The following is a 22,414-nucleotide window of genomic DNA, read 5'->3' on the forward strand; positions in this document are numbered from 1 at the left end:
TTTAAGTAAAGCGGATGAAACCACCACCATAAGTATAACATTTCTAAACGGATAAGACATCTATCCGTTATTAGTCATGCTTAAATTTTCTGCTCCGTTCATCCTTCTTTACTCCTATGGCTTCCCGTCTCAAACAAAGTGGGATATTTATTCTATTATCCCATATGTTTATCCTTAACTAACTGACATTGATTCACAGCCAGGGAGAGGGCTGGCATCTTTCGGCTATTTTCCCAATAAAACACTAATCACATACTCATTGTTAGGCACAGTTTTATGAGTGATATTCTCCAGCCGGTTCATCACAGCGTCTATCCAAAGGTCATCAATGGCGATCATCAGGTGTGCGAGAACTATCCCCATGTCCACCCGTTCCCACTTCCTGCTTCTGTAGGCCAAACGAGCCGATTTCCTCATAAATACATGGATTCGGTTCCCATACACCACGAATCTCCATGGCTGTCCATTCATGGCGGACGGTGCCATACGGGCAGCCTCCAGCAGCTCCTTTTCGCTGAGGCCGGGTTCTTCTTTGAATACACACAGATCCTGCAAATCCAGTCTTTTGGCATCGGAAGGTTTCCTGCGGAGTTCACCTTTGGCCTGACCGAAGGCGATCACCAGCGCCAGGATCCGGCCCTGTTCGTCAACTTCACCTTCTGCTAATCTGGCCATTCCCTGATAGCAGCTGCCGATTCCCCTGGAAAACAGGTATAATACCATCTGCTGCGCCATATAGCCCGCGTTCTGCAGATATCCTTCCTGTTCTTCGGAATAAAACAGCAGATAATAAGGAGCCTTTACCGTAAACATACCCTTGATGCCGGCCTGCTTGTCTAGATTGGAAATGATCTCTATATTTGTATCAATTTCCGCAAAAAGCGGAATCAGCTCTTCTTTATATCGGCTGATTCCGCTCATACTCTTTTCATTCAATGGATCCATCCGGAAATTTCGGACGGATCTCCGCTCAAATATACTTTCATACAGAGTCATGCACTTTCACCACCGTCATAATTCTGTAATTATTATACTACAAAAATCACAAACATTATGACAAAAATGCAATAGAATTTAAAGAAATTCTTATTAATTTTCTCCTTCTGCATCGAGCCCATTCATATAGTCATCCACAGCAGTCAAATCTACATAGGCAGTTTCCACAGGTTTTTTCTGAACGATATCGTAAACGGAAAAACCGACCCAGCCCAGAGCCGCGACCAAAACGACAACGGCAACCACCTTTAAGACTATCCGTTCCACTTTTTGTTTTTTTAATATTTTCTGTCTGTTCGCCTTTTCTTTCTTATAGCGATCCACTTTTTCCTGGCTCATTCGTATTTCTCTCCTTGTGCATAAGTTCCAACCGCTTTGGCTGTTTATCTCGTATCAGTATACACTATTCGCGGGGATCTGTCCAGATTCTCATGTAAAATCGCTGTCTCCTGCATCCTTATTCTTCAGAGAAGAGTTCTTTGCCAACACCACAGATCGGGCAGACCCAGTCATCCGGAAGATCTTCAAAAGCTGTTCCGGGCTGAATTCCATTATCGGGATCTCCTGCTTCCGGATCATAAACATAACCGCATGGATCACAAACATATTTTTTCATCGTAAATCCTCCTGTTTTCTCAATGTTTAATATCAGTAACTATTACTGTTATTATAGTACCATATTTCTCCACATTGTCAAGTCTATTCCGTAGATTTTTAATTTATTTATCAAATTTAGTGTTACTATTCACGGCCAATGTCAGTTAGTTAAGCTCATAGATTGAATACCCTATGAGCTTAACTAACTGACATTGGCCGTGAATAGTAACAATTTAGTTCCAATTTCAAAATTTTTCTTTTTTATTAATTGAAGAGATGGGCATCAAAAAAGCCGCCTGAATAAATAATTTCCTGCGGCTTATCGATTTGCATTTTAAGAAAAGTTTATGTGATCACAACTGCTCTTACATTATTATATCGTATGGTCGGACGGATCACCGGTTTAGACTGCGATAATGATACCTCCGTCATTTGCGTACATACTGCTGATACCGGCTGTGTCTACCACAAAGATGCCTTTAGGCATATAGCGGGCAATGATTTCCTTTTTCACTTCCAGCGCCCGTTCCGGACAGTTGCAGTGGGCGATTCCCAGTACCCTGTTCTTAATATCCGGTGTTTTTTCTCCGATTTGCTCTATCATCTTCATCAGGGCTTTGCGCACTCCGCGGGCCTGGCCCAGTTGATAGATCGTTCCCTCATCTGTAGCTCCCATGACCGGCTTAATGTTCAGCGCGCTTGCTACCAGAGCCTTAACACCGGTCAGCCGGCCGTTTTTGCGGAGAGTCTCCAGGGACTCTAATACAAAAAAGGTATTCATGGAATTCAGATAAGCCTCCACGGTTTTTACAACCTTTTCAAAGGGCATTCCCGCCTCCTCACACTGCTGTATCTTCATGGCAGTCAGGGTCTCTCCAACGGACGCCGAACGTGAATTAAATATCCATATTTTCTTATCGTCGTGTTCTTCTTTATATAATTTCTTAGCCAGCTCCGCGCTATTGTGAGAACCGGATAGTTCCGCGGACAGGGTTACCGCGTAGACATGCTCCGCTTCTCCTTCAAAGGCCTCCACATATCTCTTGGGAGATGGACAGGAAGACTTCGGACAATTAGGGCTGGCCGCTACTTTTTTTAAAAAATCGGCCTGATCAAACGTCTCGTCATCTACTATATGATACTCATCCACATCCATAGACAGAGATACCGTCTCAAAATGTGGATCTTTCTTTAAATTTTCAGGTAATTCCCCGCAGCTGTCGACAACAATTTTATAACTCATAAATTTCCTCCAAAATAATTACCATGATATGTAGTTTTTAATACCACATAATAGTAACATAGATGACACTTTTTGAAAAGGGGGAAACTTAATTAAATCCAAAGAAATGCTGCGTGATTTTATAAGCCGCGATCGAAAGCTTTCGTCCACCCTTTCCCGGAAGGTTACAGGCTCTTCCCAAAAGGCCGAATCTCAGTTTGATGTACAACCTGAGATTTTGCTGTTTTAAATATTTCCACAAATCATTTTTCTTATTCAGATTTTCTTCGGTTCCGGAACGAATCAGCATAATAGAAGATACCGTCATCATGATCTCCAGATAATTGATCATATATTTTCTGAGTTTCCGGCTGGGAATCCGGAATACGTCATAGGCGTCGATCATCAGCCGGTTGACTAAGAGCTGCTGGTCGATCCTGCGGATCATGACCTCCTCATTCACAGACTGGTCTTCCCTGCCGATAAAATAGCGGTAGAAATTCACATCCAGATAATACATCGTCTTTACATAGGGCAGCGGCTGGTATACAAAAATGTTATCCACATAAAAGGTGTGCTTCGGCAGCTCTAATCCACATTCCCGCAACAGTTGTGTACGGTAGATAACCGAGTGCATCAGAATATACTGGCCTCTGTGAAGATGCATCACGTCCTTCCAGCCGAACAGCTCGTCCACCGGAAAAGCCGTCTTATAGCGCATGACCTTCTTGTGAACCGCGCCCTGTTTTTCATAGACGAAATTACTGATCAGCATATCCAGTGTCGTTCTGCCTCCCGCCATCTGGTGAAGAACACTTAATATTTTCTTATAAGCCGCTTCGTTTACCCAGTCGTCACTGTCCACCACCTTAAAATACAGACCGGTGGCATTCTTAAGCCCGCTGTTCACTGCTTCACCATGCCCCCCGTTCTCCTGATGGATCGCTTTCACGATACCCGGGAAATGCCTCTGGTATTCATCTGCGATCTGCGCGGTCCGGTCTGTGGACCCGTCATCCACGATCAGTATTTCGATCTCCTCTCCACCGACTAACAGGGAATCGATACATCGTGTCATATATCCGTCAGAGTTATAGCAGGGTACTGTTATCGATAATAATTTCATTTTTTCCTTGTCCCCCTATGCATTCATTTACTTGATCAATACTAACTGCATTATAAAGGCTTTTATCCGATATTCCAATGGACTTTTCCAAAAATTAATGAACTTTTATAATTGTTTAAAGAATTTTTAACTTCTGCCTGAACCTTCTCACATGTCTTTTTGTTATGCCTGTTATAGGTCCTGCTTTGTCTCTTTTGGCGCCTCGTACAGAAGTTCTCCTTCTTTTAATGTCGCCAGGACCCGTATCCTGCGGATCGCATCTGGCTCCGCCTTAAGGGGATTTTCGGACAATACGATCATATCGGCCAGTTTCCCCGGACTCAGCGTTCCCTTTTCGTCTTCTTCAAAATACTGCCGGGCCGCATGACAGGTTACTGCCTGCAAAGCCTCATACGGAGTGACCACATATTCCGCTCCCAGCGTCTGGCCGCTTCTGGTTTTCCGATTGACCGCACACCAGACCGTCTCCAGCATATCCGGCTCGATTACCGGAGTGTCCTGGTGAAAGGTATAGGTCATATTCAGATCCGCTGCTTCCTTTGCGGGGCTGATTCTGTCTGCCCGGTCCTCTCCCAGGTTTTTCCTGTGGATCTCACCCCAGTGGTAGACGTGAGCGATAAAAAAGGATGGGATAATCCCAAGCTCTTTCATCCGCACCAGTTGATCCCTGCGAACAGTCTGCGCGTGAATCATGACCGGACGCAGCTGTGTAGGCTTCGGATAGGCCCCGATCATCTGTTCCGCCGCGGCATCCCCGTTACAGTGAACCAGAAGCTGGCGGCCTTCCCCCTCAGACCGCTCCACATAGGTATCCACCTGTTCCTGGGTATAGACCGGATATCCGCTGTATCCGTCTTCCGCTTCCTCATAGGGTTTGGACAGCCACGCGGTCCGTCCCTGTGGAGATCCGTCCAGAATGATCTTATATCCGCCGATCTTCAGATGCCGGTTATAATGCCGGTCATATTCCGGTTCTTTTTGAACCAGCTCCGGTGCTTTTAAAAGATCCGCGTAGCAGACGATATCCGTCTTTAAGCGGCCGGCCATGGCTGCCTCTTTTAATAGGGTAAATGCAGCCTCCTCGGTTAAACCGTCCTGAATCGTGGTAATTCCATAACTTACATATATATCCTGCGCTTTTTCAAGGGCGTCTGCCGCGGATCCGGAAGAGGGCCTGGGTATCTTTGAGGAAAATGTCATAAAAGCTTTCTCCTCCAGATAGCCGTCCGGCGTCTCCCCGTCCGCTTCCCGACCGATACGCCCGCCCGGCACTTCCGGGGTCTTAGCGTCGATTCCTAGCGTTAAGAGGGCTGCTGTATTCAGCACTGCCATGTGTCCGGATGCGTGGACCGCTATGACCGGTATGGTCCCGCTGACCCGGTCCAGCACTTCTCTGGTCGGATGCCGCCCCTCTTCCAGGCTGTTGTGGTCGTATCCAAAACCCATGAGGAATTCTCCGGGCGCCAAAGACCTCTCTTCCAGGAACTTCTTCAGGCAGCCGACCAGCTCATCGAAACTGGACGCGCTGCCAAGCCTGGCCTGGCTCAATATCTCGGCGTAGGCCGTGATATGACTGTGCGGATCCAGAAAAGAAGGCATTAAAGTCCTTCCCTGCAAATTCAAAAGCTTCGTATCCTTGCCCACAAGCTTTGTCATCTCGCTTTTGGTTCCGGTGGCCAGAATCCTTCCATCTCTTACGAACAGAGCTTCCACATAGCGGGGTTCGTCGCCCTCCATGGTCAGAATATCTCCGTTAAAACAGATCGCATCGCTCACAGATGTCACTTCCTTTTTTCTTCTAATTATTATCCAATCCCCATTTAATATTCATATATTTGGTATAGGCTCCGAAGGCAGCCGGTATCGGATAGTCTCTTCGGGTATCCTGGGGTTCGATAAAAATCCAGTCGGAGATATCCATATCCTCCAGCTCTTCCACCCGGACTACATAACCAATCATATGCCATTCGATATGGCTGAATATGTGTTTGGATGGTTCTAACTTCTGAATCCGGATCGGGGACAACTTTCTTCCTTTTAAAAACGCCAGCACCTCGTCATCCGACAAGAAGCCCTCCACATTGGGGAATTCATACAGACCGGCCAGCAGTCCTTTTAGGGGCCTTCTGTGTATGGCCACCTTTTCCCCGTCCCGGACAACCAATACTGTCCTGTCTTCCAGTTTTCTGGCTTTTTTCGGGGTCTTTTGGGGAAGTTCCATGACAATTCCCTGTTTTCTGGCCTCGCAGAGTTCCCGGAGCGGACAGCTGTCACATCTGGCCATGCCGTTCGGCACACACACCATTGCCCCCAGCTCCATCAGCGCCTGATTAAACGCTCCCGGCCGTTCAGCCGGAATAACATCCCCCACCAGTTGTTCCATCCTCTTCTTTACAGACTGTTTCAATATGTCATCCCGGCTGGCTGTCAAACGGGAAACTACCCGAAGAACATTGCCGTCCACAGCCGGAACACAGATTTGATAGGCAATAGAAGCGATCGCTCCTGCCGTATAAGAACCAATCCCCGGAAGGGCCAACAGCTGTTGATAGTCCGCAGGAAGCCCGCCTGCGAACTCATTTACCACCTTCTGCGCCGCCTTCTGCATATTTCGGACCCGGTTATAATATCCCAGCCCTTCCCATAGTTTCAGCAGCCTGTCCTCCGGCACCTGTGCCAGAGCCTGCACATCCGGAAGCTCCCTGGTAAACCGTTCAAAATATGGTTTGACCGCCTCCACACGGGTCTGCTGCAGCATAATCTCAGAAACCCATACCCGGTAGGGGGTTGCATCTTCCCGCCAGGGCAGAACCCTGGCATTGCCGTCATACCAGGTAAGCAGCGGCTTTACAATATTCGTTAATTCCATAGCATCTCCATTCTATAGACACAAAAAAGAGCAATCATCAAGGATGAGGGTGTCCCGCTGTGCTAGCCTGAACACCCCCATACCCGCTCACAAATCCGGTGGCAGCTGTATTTCCACCTCATCCCGGATTTTCAGCGTATCCACAGTAACCACACAGTCCCGGGCCATCAGCCGTACTCCGGCCTTTTGGGCTCTCACCAGCGCTTGTCCGAACTCCGGCGCTGTCGCCATGTTCGGAATAAAACAGGCTACTCCCTTCATCTGTATCACGAAAAGCACATAAGCCTCGTATCCCTCCCGGATGCAGCCGCAGAGTTCATTCAGATGTTTGATACCGCGTTCTGTGGGCGCATCCGGGAACATGGCGATCCCGCCCCGTTCCAGTGTCACCCCTTTTACCTCCAGGAAGATTTTTCTTCCCATTTCTTCTATATATAAATCAAATCGGGAGCTGCGATATTTCATTTCTCTTCGTACAAAGGACGCGCCGGGAAACAGTCCGCCTTCCCGGATCCACTCTTCTGCCACCTGATTGGGCGCCTGAGAATCCATATTGATCAGCCGCTCTCCCTTATAGACCCCGATCAGGTCCAACGCAGTCTTACGCTTTATATTATCCGACCTCTGCACCAGAATATCTGCCCCTGGAATCAACAGTTCGGCACAGCGCCCCGTATTCTTCACATGACAGATCTCCCGGCCCGCATGGGTCTGCACATAGGCTACAAACCGGTTCGGCCGTTCCAGGAATCTGGCCGGCTCCATTCTTTCATATTTCATCTTTCCTCCATGCGCGCGTTTATCCGTACAGATAGATATCGACAAACCTACTTTTTTTGTTCCGCCTCAGACTCGCTCCACCTCAAACTCGTTCCACCTTAGACTCCCCGGAACGTCCAGCCGGGCAGCCACTCCAGCGCATCGGAATAGGCTGTGGAACATTCCACCCCGGATATCACAGGGAAGAACAGAATAAACAGCGCAAGGGCCAGACCCATCCAGGCCCATTTAACCCAGGCCAGTTTCGGATGCTTTTTCTCCAACTCAAACAGCAGGCAGACCGTCGCCAGCAGGATAAACGGCACTGTGGCGAAGAAATGATAGATAAAGATACAGCGCCGGATCAACAGCCACGGCACAAAATTGGCAGCTATACCCACCAGCGACATAAAAATCGCTGGATTTCCTTTTATTTTACGCAGGCATAAAGCCACGATCAGCGCAATTGAACCGGTGGAGCAGATCCACCAGACCGCGGGATTACCCATGACAGAGATCGTAGCCACCGAGCCTTCCGGCTCGAAAGTCCCCATAAAATACCAGACCGGACGCAGAATATAAGGCCACTCGATGGCCAGAGACTGGTACGGGTGCGTCGCCTCCAATGTGGAGTGATAGCTGTACATGGTCACCTGGCAGTCCCAGATCCCCTTCAAGTCATACCCGATATTGAAATACGGAATATAAGCCAGCAGATAAACCCCGATGGGCAGAGCGATAAAGAAAATGACACACCATCCGATCAAAATCCAGGCATTCTTTTTAAAGATCCGCCCCATTTCCTGCGCGGTCTCATCCCCGGCGATCTTAAGACGCCGGTATTTCAGATACCGCTGTACCAGCGAAGTGAAGAACATCACCGCCAGACCGGCACCCGCATAGATTCCGATCCATTTTACCGCCACCCCGATCGCAAAAAACACTCCCGAAAGCGCCAGCGGCCGCAGCGTCTTCTTCAAGCCGTCCCGGTAAAAATCCATCGTATAATATTCATACATAAAATAGAACATCAGCAGTATAAAAAATACCGCGAACACATCCAGGGTAGCGATCCTGGACTGTGTATAGTGCATAAAGTCAAAGGTAAATAAAAATGAAGCCAGCAGCGCGTATTCGGATTTCTTAAACAGCCGTTTACCGAATACATACATAACCGGTACCATAAAAATTCCAAACATCACTCCCATAATCCGCCATCCAAACGGATTCATGCCGAACATACGGATTCCAAAGGATATCAGCACCTTCCCCAGCGGCGGATGCACAGTCTCATAGGGTTCCATCCCGTGAATATACTCATATCCCGTTCTGGCATGGTAAAGCTCGTCAAAGTACATCCCGTCCGTAAACGTAGGACGCTGTGGCACATGGCCGGATTCATCCAAAAGGTTCTGCGCTTCCGGTTCCCCGGCCGCCAGATAGCCCCTGATCTGTTCCCCCTGCGCATCCCAGAACACGATCTCCAGGATTTCCAGATCGCCGGATTCTGAGGAAAATGTCAGTTGTTTTGTATGAAAATCCCCGCCAATATCCGCATAGCGGTACATCTTTCCAAACTTCTGCTCGTAATCAAGCTCCTGTCCGTCCTCGGAAGTCACCTTCAGATTTCCTTCCGAGATGCCGGAATAAACCCAGATCTGCGCGATATCTTCTTCCTGTTCAAATCCGATCACCGCAGGCGCTCCGCCCTGTTTCAGGGTGTAGCCGTTCTCCGGCGTTTTATTGGATCCGACATTGGTGAGGGCAATGCAGGCGTACAAAAGCGTCAGAGCGATACAAAAAATCCAGTCTTTCTTCGTAAATGTCAACATCATCAACTCCACTTTCTCGTTGGTATTCTGTTCCATTGTACCACATTTTCACTGGGTGGCAAGGGGGAATAAAGAGGGAATAAAGAGGGAACGAAACGGCTGCTGCGCTGCGGCGGGGGATGGGCTTTCGTTTTTGCCGGGAGACTGTGCCTGGGCTGGCCGGGGAGCGGGGACGGATTGGTCATGGGGAATAAGACAACCTCATGGGCAGCTGCAGGAGCCTCTGAAAGCAGCGAGAATGGAGGCGCGGGGGCCTCCATTCTCACTTGAGTCTCCCTCCGCTATTCGGCCATGTCTTTTTCCCCATGACCAATCCGTCCCCGCTCCCCGGCCAGCCCAGGCACAGTCTCCCGGCAAAAACGAAAGCCCATCCCCCGCCGCAGCGCAGCAGCCGTTTCGTTCCTTTTATTGCTAGGCGGTGGTGGTTTTTAGATGGCATTGGAGATAGGGCGGGGTACTATTTAGTACCATAAAAGTGTATGTTAGAGAGGCATTTATCATTATCCAGTTTTGACATTCCTTCATGATAAGGGATATTTCGTATCTGTTGTCAACCCATTTGCAATGAAGAAATATGCGAAGGACAAAGCACTGCAGGAGCTAACGCATATCCTGGATTATGTGATGCCGGGAATCAAGAAGATGTTTAACAGTTGAAATGAAGCGAATGGCAAGGACAAACTCAGCGACTTTGTGGAGAAATTTTGGCATTTTGATTTAATCACGTCTATGAGCCTTGAAGAATTTACAGAGGAGTATTATGCAAGAGTAACAGCTGTTTATCAATAGATTACGAAAACATGAGTTTGTGCAGGCTGGAGCACAATGCCAGCCTTTTTAGCATGCAAAAAAATAGATCGACGAAATAACTTTAAAACCTGCCGGAAAGTACTTGACTTTTGTTAGCAGGTTTAGTCGCATAAGAACCTCACGGTCTGGGCGATTTTTCTCTTAAGGGAGTTTTTTTACAGACCCTTGAAATTTTATTACTCATATCACAGATTATTATATCGACTACATGTGCTAAATCTGGATTAAATTATCTATTACCACAAAAGATTAGTTCAAATTTTTATCTAATCAATTACAGGGATATCTGGAACATCTGAAAACATATGCACACCATATAGAAGTCTTTGGAGAGGAAAGAAACAGTTATTCCAAAACGGACCACGATGCGACGATTATGCGCATAAAACGGGATTACATGGGAAACGACCAACTGCTTCCAGCGTATAATCTCCAGACCGCAGTCTGTGATGAGTACATTTCGGTAGTAGATGTAAAACCATATGCATCAGACATATTCACCATGTTCAAAAAAGAAACAACAGATAAAAAGTATAACGAAAACCCATATCGGGCAGTAAACTTTAAGAGAGCTGAATCCGGAAAACTGATATGTCCAAACGGGAAAAAATTTCACTTTAAAAGCAGTCAACATGTTTACAAAAACAAATATGGAAGAACGGAAGAAATCTATAAAAGCGAATCATGTGAAGGATGCAGTATAAAAGTGACTGTTGTCCTAAAGCATCCAATAACAGGACAATCCGAATGAATCAGGAATTAACCTCTATTCATCAGGAGGTAATTTCAAACCTTGAATCCATACACGGAGCACTTTTAAGAATGAATCGCAGTATGCAGGCACTCACCCTAACTATTGAATAATAAATTAAAGAATCGCCAGACTCGGCAAATGCCGGTTCTGGCGATTCTTGATTAGGGAGTTTTTTTACAGCACCTTCTTTTGATTTAGTTAAAATAAGGAATATTGCTGGTCTCAGATTGGGTTTTGGGGGGTGCATACCTTGGGGATCAGTCTGCAGAACCTCTTTTAAGGATCGTTCCGCCGCCCAGTACACAGTCTCCATCGTAGAAAACTACGGCTTGTCCGGGGGTAATGGCTCTCTGGGGTTCTGTAAAGGTACACTGGATGCGGTCGTCATCCGTTTTTTGGATGCGGCAGGGCGCACCTTTGTGGCTGTAACGGATCTTTCCGGTAACTTCCAGTTCTTCCCCGGTATCCATGCCGGGGATCGACATGAAGTTCAGGTGGTCTGCAGTAAGTACGGTGCAGAATACATCCTCACTTTCTCCGATTACGACTTCATTGGTCTCAGGGCGGATCTCGGTCACAAAGACGGGATGGCCCATGGCAATGCCCAGGCCTTTCCGCTGGCCCACGGTGTAATGGATGATACCGGCATGCCGGCCGATCACCTCTCCGTCTGGTGTTACAAAGTTGCCCGGGGGGAATTTTGTACCGGTGTATTCTTCGATGAAACCGGCATAGTCCTGGTCCGGTACAAAGCAGATCTCCTGGCTGTCCGGTTTGGCTGCTACCCGCAGCCCGATCTTCTGAGCGATTTGGCGGATTTCTTCCTTCGTGTACCCGCCTACCGGCATCAGTGTGTGTGCGAGCTGCTGCTGGGTCAGGTTGTAGAGCGCGTAGGTCTGGTCTTTGGCCGCGGTGGCTGAATGGCAGATCGCGTATCGACCGTTTGGCAGCTGGGTGATACGGGCGTAATGCCCGGTGGCGATGTAGTCCGCCCCGATGTCTAAGCTCCGCTTTAACAGGGATTCCCATTTGACATAGCGGTTACAGGCGATGCAGGGATTTGGCGTCCGGCCCCGCGTATATTCTTCAGTAAAATAATCGATGACATGCTTCTGAAATTCGGACCGGAAGTTCATGACATAGTAGGGGATGCCGAGGCTTTGGGCCACTCTTCTGGCATCATCCACAGCGCTTAAGCCGCAGCAGCCTCCGTTTTCTTCCTGGATGCTCCTGTCTTCTTCCTGCCAGATCTGCATGGTGACACCGATTACTTCGTATCCCTGCTCTTTTAATAAGTAGGCGGCAACCGAAGAGTCTACACCTCCTGACATTCCTACCACTACTTTTTTTCTATCCATGGAGGTTCCTCCGGCTTTAGTAGTCTTCTTCGTCTTCTTCCTCACTGATATCGGATTTGGGTTTTTCCAGGCCCTCTATTTTGATATCATGCTTCTGCGCATAATCCCACAGGGCGGCATGAATCGCTTCCTCCGCCAGAAGGGAACAGTGGACTTTTACCGGGGGAAGTCCGTCCAGGGCTTCCATAACGGCTTTATTGGTTATTTCCAGGGCTTCCTGGACGGTCTTGCCTTTGACGAGTTCTGTGGCCATACTGCTGGTAGCTACGGCTGCCCCGCATCCAAAGGTTTTGAATTTACAGTCCTGAATGATTCCGTCGTTGTCGATATCCAGGTACATTCTCATGATATCTCCGCACTTGGCATTTCCAACAGTACCGACGCCGCTGGCATTTTCTATTTCCCCTACATTTCTGGGGTTTTGGAAGTGATCCATCACTTTTTCTGAGTACATAGTTATTTCCTCCTGATCTTTGTTTTCCCGGCCTGCCGCCTGCTGAACCTGGCGTTTATTTTTACCGGCTTCTTCAAAATTAATCTGTAATTCTCTTTAAAATAATCGTAGCTTTTTCGAGCGCTGTTTATTCTGGTTATATTATCCCCTCAATTCTGCAGGGATTTAATTCTGTTTAATAAAATCCTCATACAGGGGCGACATGCTTCTGAGCTTTGTGACAATCTTTTTAATGGATTCCACAACAAAATCGATGTCCTCCTTCGTGGTCTCAGCGCTTAAGGTGAGACGCAGGGAGCCGTGAGCGATCTCATGCGGCAGTCCGATTGCCAGCAGTACATGGGACGGGTCCAGAGAGCCGGAGGTACAGGCCGAACCGCTGGAGCCGCAGATGCCGTCCATGTCTAACATGATTAACAGGGATTCCCCTTCTACGAACTGGAAACTGAAGTTGGCATTGTTGGGAAGGCGACTGGTCCGGTGTCCGTTCAGTCTCGTATAGGGCACTTCCTTTAATACACGGCCAATCAGATAATCCCTGAGCTCCTTTTCCCGCGCAGTTCGGTTTTCCATAGTACTTACCGCCAGCTCCACCGCTTTTCCAAGGCCCACGATGCCGGGGACATTTTCCGTGCCGGCCCGGCGCTTGCGCTCCTGGGCTCCGCCGTGGACAAAGGAACGGATCTTGATACCTTTTCGGATATACAGGAAGCCTATTCCTTTTGGTCCGTTTAATTTATGGCCGCTGGCGCTCAACATATCGATGTGGTATTCATCCACATCAATGGGTACCTGGCCGAAAGCCTGAACCGCATCCGTGTGGAATAGAATTCCGTGTTCACGGGCGATCTCACCGATTTCTTTGATAGGCTGTATGGTTCCGATCTCATTGTTGGCAAACATCACGGATATTAATATGGTGTCCGGCCGGATGGCTTTCTTTAACTGATCCAGTTTCACGACTCCGAATTCGTCCACATCCAGGTAGGTTACCTCATATCCCTGTTTTTCCAGATATTCCCCGGTGTGCAGGATGGCATGGTGCTCAATCTTGGTCGTGATGATATGTTTTCCTTTATTCGCATATGCTTCAGCTGTGGCTTTTAAGGCCCAGTTGTCGGCTTCACTGCCGCCGGCGGTAAAGTAGATCTCGTTATCGTTGGCATGCAGGGCTTTCGCAATGGTTTCACGGCTTTCGTCCAGAGCTTTTTTACTGATTCCTGCAAATTCATACACACTGGATGGATTCCCGTAATATTCCGTAAAATAGGGAAGCATGGCCTCCATCACTTCCGGTGCAGTCTTTGTTGTCGCAGCATTATCTAAATAAATTAATTTTTTCATGGCCCTTTCTCTCCTTAATTTTTACAGCCTTTGTGATAGTCCTTCCGTTGGTTGTCACATTGCTTTGTCTTACTTTCTTCTATTAACTGGCTTAAATAGATCTCATCCACCGTCTTATTGACGCTGTCATTGATTCTCTGCCAGACATATTTGGTTACACAGGCTCCCGCTCCGCTGCAGCCGCCTTCGTCGCTGATCCCCGGACACTCCACCGGGTCTAAGCTTCCCTCCAGCGCTCTTAAGATATCTCCCACTGAGATCTCCTCGGCTGGTTTGGACAGCATATAGCCTCCGGATGCTCCGCGGATGCTGGTGACGATTCCCGCTTTCTTTAGCTTCGCAATCAGCTGTTCCAGATAGCTCTCCGATATATCCTGTCTGGCGGCGATGCTTGCAATCGATACCGCTTCCTCTTCGCTGTGGACTGCGAGGTCTATCATTGCCCTTAATCCGTATCGTCCTTTTGTGGACATTTTCATAGGCTTCACCTCAATTCCCAGTAAATTACTCGGATTTCGTTCTAAGAATATCACCCTTTCTATGTTCTGTCAAGACGTCTGAAAGAATATATTTACATAGATTACAAATTTGGAGATTCCTATGAAAAAGCACATGCTGATCCGCGGAACCCTGATTTTGACCATCACCGGACTGGTCACCAGAATCATAGGGTTCTTCTATAGAATATTCTTATCCCATACGATCGGTGCGGAAGGGATGGGAATTTACCAATTGATTTTCCCTATTCACTCTATCTGCTTTTCTCTGACCGTGGCCGGTATCCAGACTGCCATCTCGCGCTTTGTGGCCGCAAAGGTATCGACCGGTGACGACCGCAGCGCCAAGGATACCCTGTATGTAGGCCTGGGCCTTTCCACCGTTTTGTCCTTCCTGGCCAGTTATATTTTGTTCCAATACGCGCCGTGGCTGTCTGTACATATGCTGGGCGAACCCAGATGTTCGGTCCTGCTGCAGATCACAGCCATCTCCATCCCGTTTGGTTCCATTCATGCCTGTATCAACGGCTATTATTACGGGCTGCAGAAGACCTCTGTCCCCGCCATGACGCAGCTCATCGAACAGGTAGTGCGGGTAGCCAGCGTCTACCTGCTGTATCTGATCTGTCTGGAGAAAGGATTCGCCGTAACCGCTTCCATCGCGGTGATCGGGCTGGCGGTGGGGGAACTGGTCTCTACCTTGTACTCCCTGACTGCGCTGGGGTACCACTTTCACCGGAATCCGGTCCAGTCCTCCAGAACGGCCACCCCCTTCTCACAGCTGCGCAATATTTTCACCCTCTCACTGCCCCTGACGGCCAACCGGGTGTTGATCAACCTGCTGCAGAGCGCGGAGGCGATCCTCATACCAGGGCAGCTTCGATTGTTCGGCATGGATAATACCGGGGCGCTCAGTGTGTACGGCGTGCTGACCGGAATGTCCATGCCTCTGATTTTATTCCCCTCCGCCATCACCAACTCCGTCTCCGTGATGCTGCTGCCTGCGGTGGCTGAAGCGCAGGCCAGGAATGACCGCCGGATGATTGGTAAGACTATAGAAAATACGATCAAGTACTGCCTGATTCTCGGGATCATGTGCACCGGCGTATTTCTGGCTTTCGGGGATGAAATGGGACTGTTTATTTTCAACAATGAAATGGCAGGCAGTTTTATCGTAACGCTGGCCTGGATCTGCCCGTTTCTCTATCTGACCACCACCCTGTTCAGTATCATGAACGGATTGGGTAAAACCACTACGACTTTCCTTTTTAACATGTTCGGACTCGGGATACGGATAGCTTTTGTGTTCTTCTGCGTTCCCCGCTATGGGATTAAGGGATACCTGTGGGGTGTTCTGATCAGCGAGCTTGTGTTGACATTTATGGGAATGTTCGTGCTGAACCGGGAGGCGGCCATGGACTTTCCTCTGCACGACTGGGTGGTGAAACCGGTGATTTCGATTCTTATCGCCATAGGAGGCGGTCTATTGAGCTATTCTGTATTAAAAAAACTTTCGATTCCGCTGGATCTGATTGTTATGGGTATTTCAGCCGGGATTATCTGTGTGCTTTATGTTATCTTGCTGCTGGCTTTTGGGGCGCTGCATTTGCGGAAGCCTTATTCTGGGGTGAAGGAGGGCCGGTAAATGATTTATTTGCATATTTTCTCTAAGTTCTGTTTGCTTTATGAAACAGGTATTCCAGGCCTTTTGTCCCTGAATAGCCGGTCATTTTAATCTTCTTGGACAATTTCAGATATGTACACAGGCCCACAAAATCATAAAAAAACCAATCCTCAATATATTTGCGGGCCTGTACCCTACTGGCCCGGTAAACAGATGCACCGAAGGCAGTAAAACGCACCTTCTAAAATAAAAAAGATACTCATTTTATCACGTATATCACATGAATATTGATACAAAATATTGGTATAAAGTAAATTATGAACAGAGATAATAGCCTGATAGCCGATGATTCACTGTCTGCCCTATATTAATTTCCCGGCACCCCAGATATACTGCCAGATATCGTGTATCGGGAAATAACAAAATCCTGGATTTAGGTAATCAGCTTTCGCTGAAAAGAATATCATAAAAAGTAAGAAAATAAGAAAAGGAAAAATAAGACCATGACTTTTGAAGAACTGTATCGGGAAGTGTTGAAACAAACTTTGAAGCCGGATGGAAAACCGCTGCCGGAGCACGAAGCAGGGCATCTGGACTGCCTGCTGTACCCGGAAAAATATCCGCCGGTTTTGCGTACCGAGTCCTGTGAGAAGTGTGAATATGACCAGGCCTGTGAGAAGAGCTGTGTATTTGACGCGATCGTTCCGGGGCCGGATGGGAAGCTTATCATCGATCCTGATCTGTGTACCGGCTGCGGCGCCTGTATCGAGGCCTGTCATTCGGACAAGCTCACCGCCAGCAGAGATATCCTGCCTGCCTTAAAAGCAGTCCGGGATAAGGAAAAACTGGCCTACGCTCTGGTAGCGCCGGCTTTTCTGGGCCAGTTCAGCGAAGATGTGACACCGGGTAAGCTGCGCAATGCCTTCAAGGCTCTGGGATTTGACGGGATGGTGGAAGTAGCTCTCTTTGCGGATATTCTGACGTTAAAAGAGGCGCTGGAGTTTGACAAGAATATTCTTCATGACGGGGATTATCAGCTGACCAGCTGCTGCTGTCCGGTGTGGATCGCCATGATTCGGAAGATTTACCGGGATCTTATGCCCCATGTGCCCGGTGCGGTCTCCCCTATGATCGCCTGCGGCCGGGTGATTAAGAAGCTGCATCCGGAAGCGGTCACCGTGTTTATCGGACCATGTATCGCTAAGAAAAGCGAGGCACGGGAGCCGGATCTGGCCGGGGCCGTTGATTATGTGCTTACATTTCAGGAGATACGGGATGTTTTTGAGGCGGCTGACATCGATCCTTGCGTTCTGCCGGAGAGTGAAAAGGATCACTCTTCCCGGGCAGGCAGGATCTATGCCCATACCGGGGGGGTCAGTGAAGCGGTGAAATCCACCGTGGAACAGCTGAATCCCCACCGGAATATCGCGATACACACCAGACAGGCCGACGGTGTGCCGGCCTGCCGGGCCATGATCCAGCAGCTGGAGAATGGCGGGATCGATGGTAATTTTTTCGAGGGCATGGGCTGTGTGGGCGGCTGCGTCGGCGGCCCCAAAGCGATTCTGGACCGGGAAGAGGGCCGCAGGCATGTGGAGGTCTACGGCGATGACGCTGCCTATTACACCCCCCTTGAAAATCCCTATGTGATGGAATTGCTTCACCGGCTGGGATTTGACACGGTGGAAGATTTACTCCACAAGAGCGATATATTTACCAGGGACTTTTAAGGTTTGGGTCTGATCCTATCTTCCGCAGCTTCCTTATCCTTCCGTTTTTGGGCCGCCGTCTTCACTTAGAATAACCGGAGCACAGATACCCGCCTCCCTGTTTTCCGTATTTTGATTGCAAATGACCACGGTACAGGTTCCTGTATTGCCAAACGCGGCAGGTATCTCTACCTTCAGCGGTCCTGATGTCAGATGGATCCGTTCCGCCACCTGTTCTTCATTCAGGCTGACCCAGACCTGGCCTTTGATTTCCGGGAAATACAGGTATCTGCCTCCCTTGTTCCCAGTCAAGGACAGCTGGGTTTGATAAACTCCGAATTTATTCAGCTTTCCGGTGAATTCGCTCTGCGGCCTGCCGTGAAACTCGATCGGCTCAAAGCTGTTTCTGTCATTGACATCGGCGCTGAGCAGGATATCCGGCTGCTGGTCAAGAAGCTGGTGATACATCCTCCACCCTTCCACGACGGTATCTTTCGCCTCTTCCACGTATGGGATATGCGGGATCTGCCGCACCGGAAGGACCGCGTTTGCTTCCTTTAATCCCTCAGACCTTACACGGACTACGACGGCTTCCGGACCTTCGTTTCGTATGACCGCCTGGGCGTATCCGTGAAATAATTTCCGGGATGAGGCAGTATCCGGCTCATGGGAATTGGGATCTCCGTTACCGGTGCCGATCAATACGGCTCCCCCGCTTATTTCAAAGAATACGGTCTGATCCGCGTCCGGGATCACATTTCCTTCGTTGTCCACCGCACAGACATTAACCACGACGGCATCCAGACCGTCACCCTTCAATTCCGCACTGCTGGTCCGGATCTGCAGCGCGCAGGCTGACCGGACCGGCGCCAGCGTATGTTCGGCCGCCGCCTCCCTGTCCCTGTACCCTACTGCCTTTAGAACACCAGCTTCATAGGGAATACGGATCAGTTCCGGTTGGAAGCGGTCTGCCGGTTTCCTCTGAACCAGTCTGCCATTCACCGTAATTTCCACTTCCTGACAGTTCGATATGATCAATATCTTCACCGGTTCACCGGGCGTACTCCCCGTTCCCCACGGGGCCGCCAGATGTACCATAGGCTCATCCGTCCAGAATGCCTGGTATAAGTAACAGGCCTCCTTGGGAAACCCGCAGGAATCATAGGTTCCGAAGAAGGTTCCCACACTGGGCCACTCAAAGGGCGTGGGCTCTCCCCGGTAATCAAATCCGGTCCAGATAAAACCGCCCGCTACAAACCGCCGCTCCATGACCCATCGCCAGGCGTCCCTGTGCGTATCCCCCCAGGGGGCACAGGATTCATCATAGCTTGCAATGATATGAAGTCCTTCGTCGTTCTTATATTCGCCACGGACCATAAAGGCGCTGGCCGTCTCAGAAGCCACCAGAGGAATATCCGGGAACTTGCTGTGGAACTCATCATAGCGCTTCGGATTATAGTTGATTCCCACCGCATCCAGAGACAGGGCGGCGCCTTCTTCTTCCAGATATCCTCCGTTAAATGATCCCAGTACCGGCCTGGCAGGATCCATCTCGTGGACGGCCTGGCGCAGCCTGGCCGCCATGCGTCCTCCGCGGAGCGTCCCCTGTAACGGCTCCTCGTTGAAAATAGAATACAGAATCACACTGGGATGGTTCCTGGCATTGCGGATGATCCCTCTCACCTGGGCGATGGTATCCTCATCGGAGGAAAACGTCCGGTTCTCTTCCATCACCATCATTCCCAGCCGGTCACAGATGTCCAGGATCTCAGGGTCCGGGTTATGGGCGCACCGGTATGCGTTGGCCCCCAGCTTTTTCAACAGTCTGATCCGGTATTCCTTGACCGCATAGGGGACCGCCACCCCTATACCTTCGTGATCCTGATGGCAGCAAAAACCCTTTAGCTTTATGTTCTCATCGTTCAACCAGAATCCGGTGTCTGCATCTAAGCGGATCGTACGGAATCCGAATCTTGTGTTCAGATAGTCCAGCGAGTCTGATCTGAGTAGGATGTCAGGTGCTTTGACCTTTTCCCCCTCCGCGGCCTTACCCTCATATGGCACTTTTTCACCTTCCGAGGCCTCACCATCCGTCCCCCTGCAGACAGACCGCACTTCATAGAGAACTGGATTCCCGGTATTCCAGATTTCCACCTGATCCACAGTGATGCTCTGCTCATAAATGACACGCGCAAATCCGGGCACCTTTTTGCACACCGCAGGAAACTCCCGCTGCTTTTTCCCATCCAGATACAGGGCCGCTTCCAGTCTCATCCTCTGATCCCGTCCGAAGCTGTTCTCAACCGCTGTCTCTACGTCCAGCTTCCACGTTCCGTCCGATTGCTGTTCCGGTTTTACATATACCCCCTGGCACGCGATATGAACAGGGCTTTTTTTGACCATCCAGACATTTCGGTAGATCCCAGCCCCCTCATACCACCAGCCCTCCCAGGCGTCTGCCTCGATCCTGACCGCCAGCAGGTTGACCGCAGGGGCAAAACAGGCCATATCCGTGATATCAATGCAAAAGCTGTTATAACCATAAAACTGCCGTTTACACAGTGTACCGTTTATATAGATCAATGCTTTGCTGCTCAGACCCTCGAACTCCAAAAGGATCTGTTTATTCCGGTCCTCCTCCTGAAGCCGGAATTTTAAACGGTACCATCCTGTCCCCCGCTTCTTATAGCCATGATTCGGGGACGCCTGTTCAACAAAAGGCTTTTCTGTCACCCAGTCGTGGGGCAGGATCACCGGCTCCCAGCCCGAATCATCAAAGGACAGCTCCGCAGGGCCTTTGGCACCGCCCGCCTTCGTATAGTCATAAATATCATCATGCCGGACTCCGGCCGGCAGATCACTGCAATCCGTCTCTTTAAATTTCCAGCCGCGGTTTAAACACCAGACACCCGGCTGATCTTCATAAAATTTCATGTTTAACCTCCTCAATGGGTTATTTTCTGCAGATTTCTCAGCTGCTCATTATATTTCTCGTCCTCTGAGATGCTGACCAGCGTCCAGTTTACATTGTCCCCCATTCCCGATCGGAGTCCCCCAGGTTCCTTCCGCATTCTTCTCCGGCTCTCCCACTTAATAGTCTTATTATATCATTATTTTACGGAAAATATATTCATAGAATTGTCCCTTTTGTTTACTTTTTTGACCCATTCTGGAATAATATTTCATTCATAGGAGCACTTTCCTATGAATGAAATAAAAAAAGCCGGCTGGTTTTAGGAACAGAATTGTCCGAAAACCGGCCGGCGGGCTTCAGCTATATGTTCGGGCCGGGCACCCGTCTCATACGGGCTGCCCGCCGCCGCACTACAAACGTTAAATTTTCCGGGTACTGGCCCGTTTCAGCAATTCCACCGGGAGGATCTCCTGGTAGATATAGTCCCGCTCCCCACTCAGGAGCTTCCTGGCGATCCGGGCCGCCTCATATCCGATCTTAAAGAAAGGCTGTTCTATGGTAGAGATCGGAACCGCAGCGCTCTGGGCGATACTCAGATTATCAAAGCCGATCAGGATCATGTCATCCGGCACCTCGATATGGATCGACTGCAGATAGTTCATAACCTCCACCGCAGTCACATCATTGGCGCAGAACAGCGCGTCCGGAGGCTCCGGCAGTTCCAGCAGCCGGTCCACGATCTGCATGGATTCGTCTCCCGGCTCACTGAACTGCACATACTTTTCATCATAAGGAATACCGGCTTCCTGAAGGGCGATCTCGTAACCCGCCCTCCTCTGCACCAGGGAATAGGCGACGCTGACCGGCTCCATGCTGACGAAACCGATACGTCTCGCATTGCAATTGATCAGATGCCTGGTGGCCATGTAGCCGCCGTTTACATTGTCGCACACGACCATATTTGCCACCAGATGCTGCGGGATCCGGTCCACGAACACGAACTCGACCCCTTTTTGCATCATCTGAAAATACAGAGAAAAATTCTCCGATGAGGAACAGGGCTGGATCATGATGCATTTGGACCCATCCTCCACCAGCCGTTTTATCACCTCGCATTCCTCCTGCGCGTTTTTATGGCTGGAATGCACGGTCAGATAATAGGAATGATTCGATAAATAGGCGTCCGCTCCCTGTATATAGTCCAGGGCACCCGTGTAATCATTTTCACTCGCAAGTACGAAGGGAATAAACTGGATTTCCTTTTCTTCTTCCGTTTCCTCCGTCTCACCGGCGATATAGGTTCCGCCACCCTGCACGCGCCGAACGATACCTCGCTGCTGAAGCTCCCGGATCGCCCTCTGAATCGTGATCCGGCTGGTTCCCAGCTTCTCTACCAGCTGCATTTCCGTGGGCAGTTTATCTCCTGCCGTTAAATGGTGTTCTTTTATGTAATTCAGCAAATAAGTGGTAACCATTGCATATTTGGTTTCGTTTTGATTGCGCATACAGTCACTCCTTCTATCCCCTCTGTTTCTTCTTAAATTATAAA

18 protein-coding genes and 2 pseudogenes are annotated in these 22,414 nt (G+C 49.3%); 4 read left to right on the forward strand and 16 right to left on the reverse strand.

What is annotated here, in order from left to right; translation table 11 throughout:
* Positions 1-225: 225 nt before the first annotated feature.
* The 9 genes from KTH90_RS07070 to KTH90_RS07110 all read right to left on the reverse strand — a co-directional run bounded on the left by KTH90_RS07070 (position 226) and on the right by KTH90_RS07110 (position 9,437).
* Positions 226-996, reverse strand: coding sequence for a nitroreductase family protein (locus KTH90_RS07070; protein WP_158349987.1), 771 nt, complete (start codon positions 994-996; stop codon positions 226-228).
* 93 nt (positions 997-1,089) lie between these two features.
* Positions 1,090-1,335: a hypothetical protein gene (locus KTH90_RS07075; protein WP_158349988.1), complete on the reverse strand. Its 246-nt coding sequence runs from the start codon at positions 1,333-1,335 to the stop codon at positions 1,090-1,092.
* Between the two features lie 118 nt (positions 1,336-1,453).
* The gene (gene rd / locus KTH90_RS07080) at positions 1,454-1,612 is read right to left on the reverse strand and encodes a rubredoxin (RefSeq protein WP_158349989.1); all 159 of its coding nucleotides are present in this window, start codon (positions 1,610-1,612) and stop codon (positions 1,454-1,456) included.
* A 384-nt stretch (positions 1,613-1,996) separates the two neighbouring features.
* Positions 1,997-2,836 carry a DegV family protein gene (locus KTH90_RS07085; RefSeq protein ID WP_158349990.1) on the reverse strand — a complete coding sequence of 280 codons (840 nt, stop codon included), beginning with the start codon at positions 2,834-2,836 and terminating at the stop codon, positions 1,997-1,999.
* Positions 2,837-2,924: 88 nt separating this feature from the next.
* Positions 2,925-3,941, reverse strand: a complete 1,017-nt coding sequence (locus tag KTH90_RS07090; RefSeq protein WP_158349991.1) for a glycosyltransferase family 2 protein — start codon at positions 3,939-3,941, stop codon at positions 2,925-2,927.
* Positions 3,942-4,112: 171 nt separating this feature from the next.
* Entirely contained in the window at positions 4,113-5,717 is a 1,605-nt protein-coding gene (locus KTH90_RS07095) for an amidohydrolase (protein ID WP_158349992.1), read from the reverse strand.
* A gap of 22 nt (positions 5,718-5,739) precedes the next feature.
* A complete protein-coding gene (mutY, locus tag KTH90_RS07100; RefSeq protein ID WP_158349993.1) occupies positions 5,740-6,810 on the reverse strand; it encodes an A/G-specific adenine glycosylase in 1,071 nt (356 codons plus the stop codon).
* 87 nt (positions 6,811-6,897) lie between these two features.
* On the reverse strand, positions 6,898-7,590 hold the full coding sequence (gene sfsA, locus KTH90_RS07105) for a DNA/RNA nuclease SfsA (RefSeq protein WP_158349994.1): 693 nt from the start codon (positions 7,588-7,590) through the stop codon (positions 6,898-6,900).
* A 98-nt stretch (positions 7,591-7,688) separates the two neighbouring features.
* A complete protein-coding gene (locus tag KTH90_RS07110; RefSeq protein ID WP_158349995.1) occupies positions 7,689-9,437 on the reverse strand; it encodes a phospholipid carrier-dependent glycosyltransferase in 1,749 nt (582 codons plus the stop codon).
* 453 nt (positions 9,438-9,890) lie between these two features.
* Between KTH90_RS07110 and KTH90_RS25285 the strand changes: the two are divergent.
* Together KTH90_RS25285 and KTH90_RS25570 are read left to right on the forward strand one after the other, a co-directional pair.
* Positions 9,891-10,160: pseudogene (locus KTH90_RS25285) on the forward strand (IS110 family transposase); the annotation flags it as partial.
* A 322-nt stretch (positions 10,161-10,482) separates the two neighbouring features.
* Positions 10,483-11,054 (forward strand): annotated as a pseudogene (locus KTH90_RS25570) (transposase); the annotation flags it as partial.
* A gap of 168 nt (positions 11,055-11,222) precedes the next feature.
* Here the strand turns inward: KTH90_RS25570 and mnmA are convergent.
* From mnmA to KTH90_RS07135, 4 genes are all read right to left on the reverse strand, one after another.
* Positions 11,223-12,323, reverse strand: a complete 1,101-nt coding sequence (gene mnmA, locus KTH90_RS07120) for a tRNA 2-thiouridine(34) synthase MnmA (protein WP_158349996.1) — start codon at positions 12,321-12,323, stop codon at positions 11,223-11,225.
* Between the two features lie 16 nt (positions 12,324-12,339).
* Positions 12,340-12,777 carry a Fe-S cluster assembly scaffold protein NifU gene (gene nifU, locus KTH90_RS07125; protein ID WP_158349997.1) on the reverse strand — a complete coding sequence of 146 codons (438 nt, stop codon included), beginning with the start codon at positions 12,775-12,777 and terminating at the stop codon, positions 12,340-12,342.
* A 165-nt stretch (positions 12,778-12,942) separates the two neighbouring features.
* A complete protein-coding gene (gene nifS, locus KTH90_RS07130; RefSeq protein ID WP_158349998.1) occupies positions 12,943-14,121 on the reverse strand; it encodes a cysteine desulfurase NifS in 1,179 nt (392 codons plus the stop codon).
* Positions 14,122-14,135: 14 nt separating this feature from the next.
* Positions 14,136-14,600: an RrF2 family transcriptional regulator gene (locus KTH90_RS07135; RefSeq protein ID WP_158349999.1), complete on the reverse strand. Its 465-nt coding sequence runs from the start codon at positions 14,598-14,600 to the stop codon at positions 14,136-14,138.
* A gap of 121 nt (positions 14,601-14,721) precedes the next feature.
* Between KTH90_RS07135 and KTH90_RS07140 the strand changes: the two genes are divergently transcribed.
* Together KTH90_RS07140 and KTH90_RS07145 are read left to right on the forward strand one after the other, a co-directional pair.
* Entirely contained in the window at positions 14,722-16,263 is a 1,542-nt protein-coding gene (locus KTH90_RS07140) for a putative polysaccharide biosynthesis protein (protein WP_158350000.1), read from the forward strand.
* Between the two features lie 482 nt (positions 16,264-16,745).
* Entirely contained in the window at positions 16,746-17,972 is a 1,227-nt protein-coding gene (locus tag KTH90_RS07145) for a [Fe-Fe] hydrogenase large subunit C-terminal domain-containing protein (RefSeq protein ID WP_158350001.1), read from the forward strand.
* 33 nt (positions 17,973-18,005) lie between these two features.
* On the opposite strand, the gene KTH90_RS07150 is transcribed toward KTH90_RS07145, so the two are convergent.
* The 3 genes from KTH90_RS07150 to KTH90_RS07155 form a co-directional block, all read right to left on the reverse strand.
* Positions 18,006-20,885, reverse strand: a complete 2,880-nt coding sequence (locus KTH90_RS07150) for a glycoside hydrolase family 2 TIM barrel-domain containing protein (RefSeq protein WP_158350002.1) — start codon at positions 20,883-20,885, stop codon at positions 18,006-18,008.
* Between the two features lie 11 nt (positions 20,886-20,896).
* Positions 20,897-21,022, reverse strand: a complete 126-nt coding sequence (locus KTH90_RS24860) for a hypothetical protein (RefSeq protein ID WP_275061350.1) — start codon at positions 21,020-21,022, stop codon at positions 20,897-20,899.
* A 262-nt stretch (positions 21,023-21,284) separates the two neighbouring features.
* Entirely contained in the window at positions 21,285-22,370 is a 1,086-nt protein-coding gene (locus KTH90_RS07155; RefSeq protein ID WP_158350003.1) for a GntR family transcriptional regulator, read from the reverse strand.
* Between the last annotated feature and the right edge of the window lie 44 nt (positions 22,371-22,414).

This window comes from Diplocloster modestus (assembly GCF_019042245.1).
GTDB lineage: Bacteria > Bacillota > Clostridia > Lachnospirales > Lachnospiraceae > Diplocloster > Diplocloster modestus.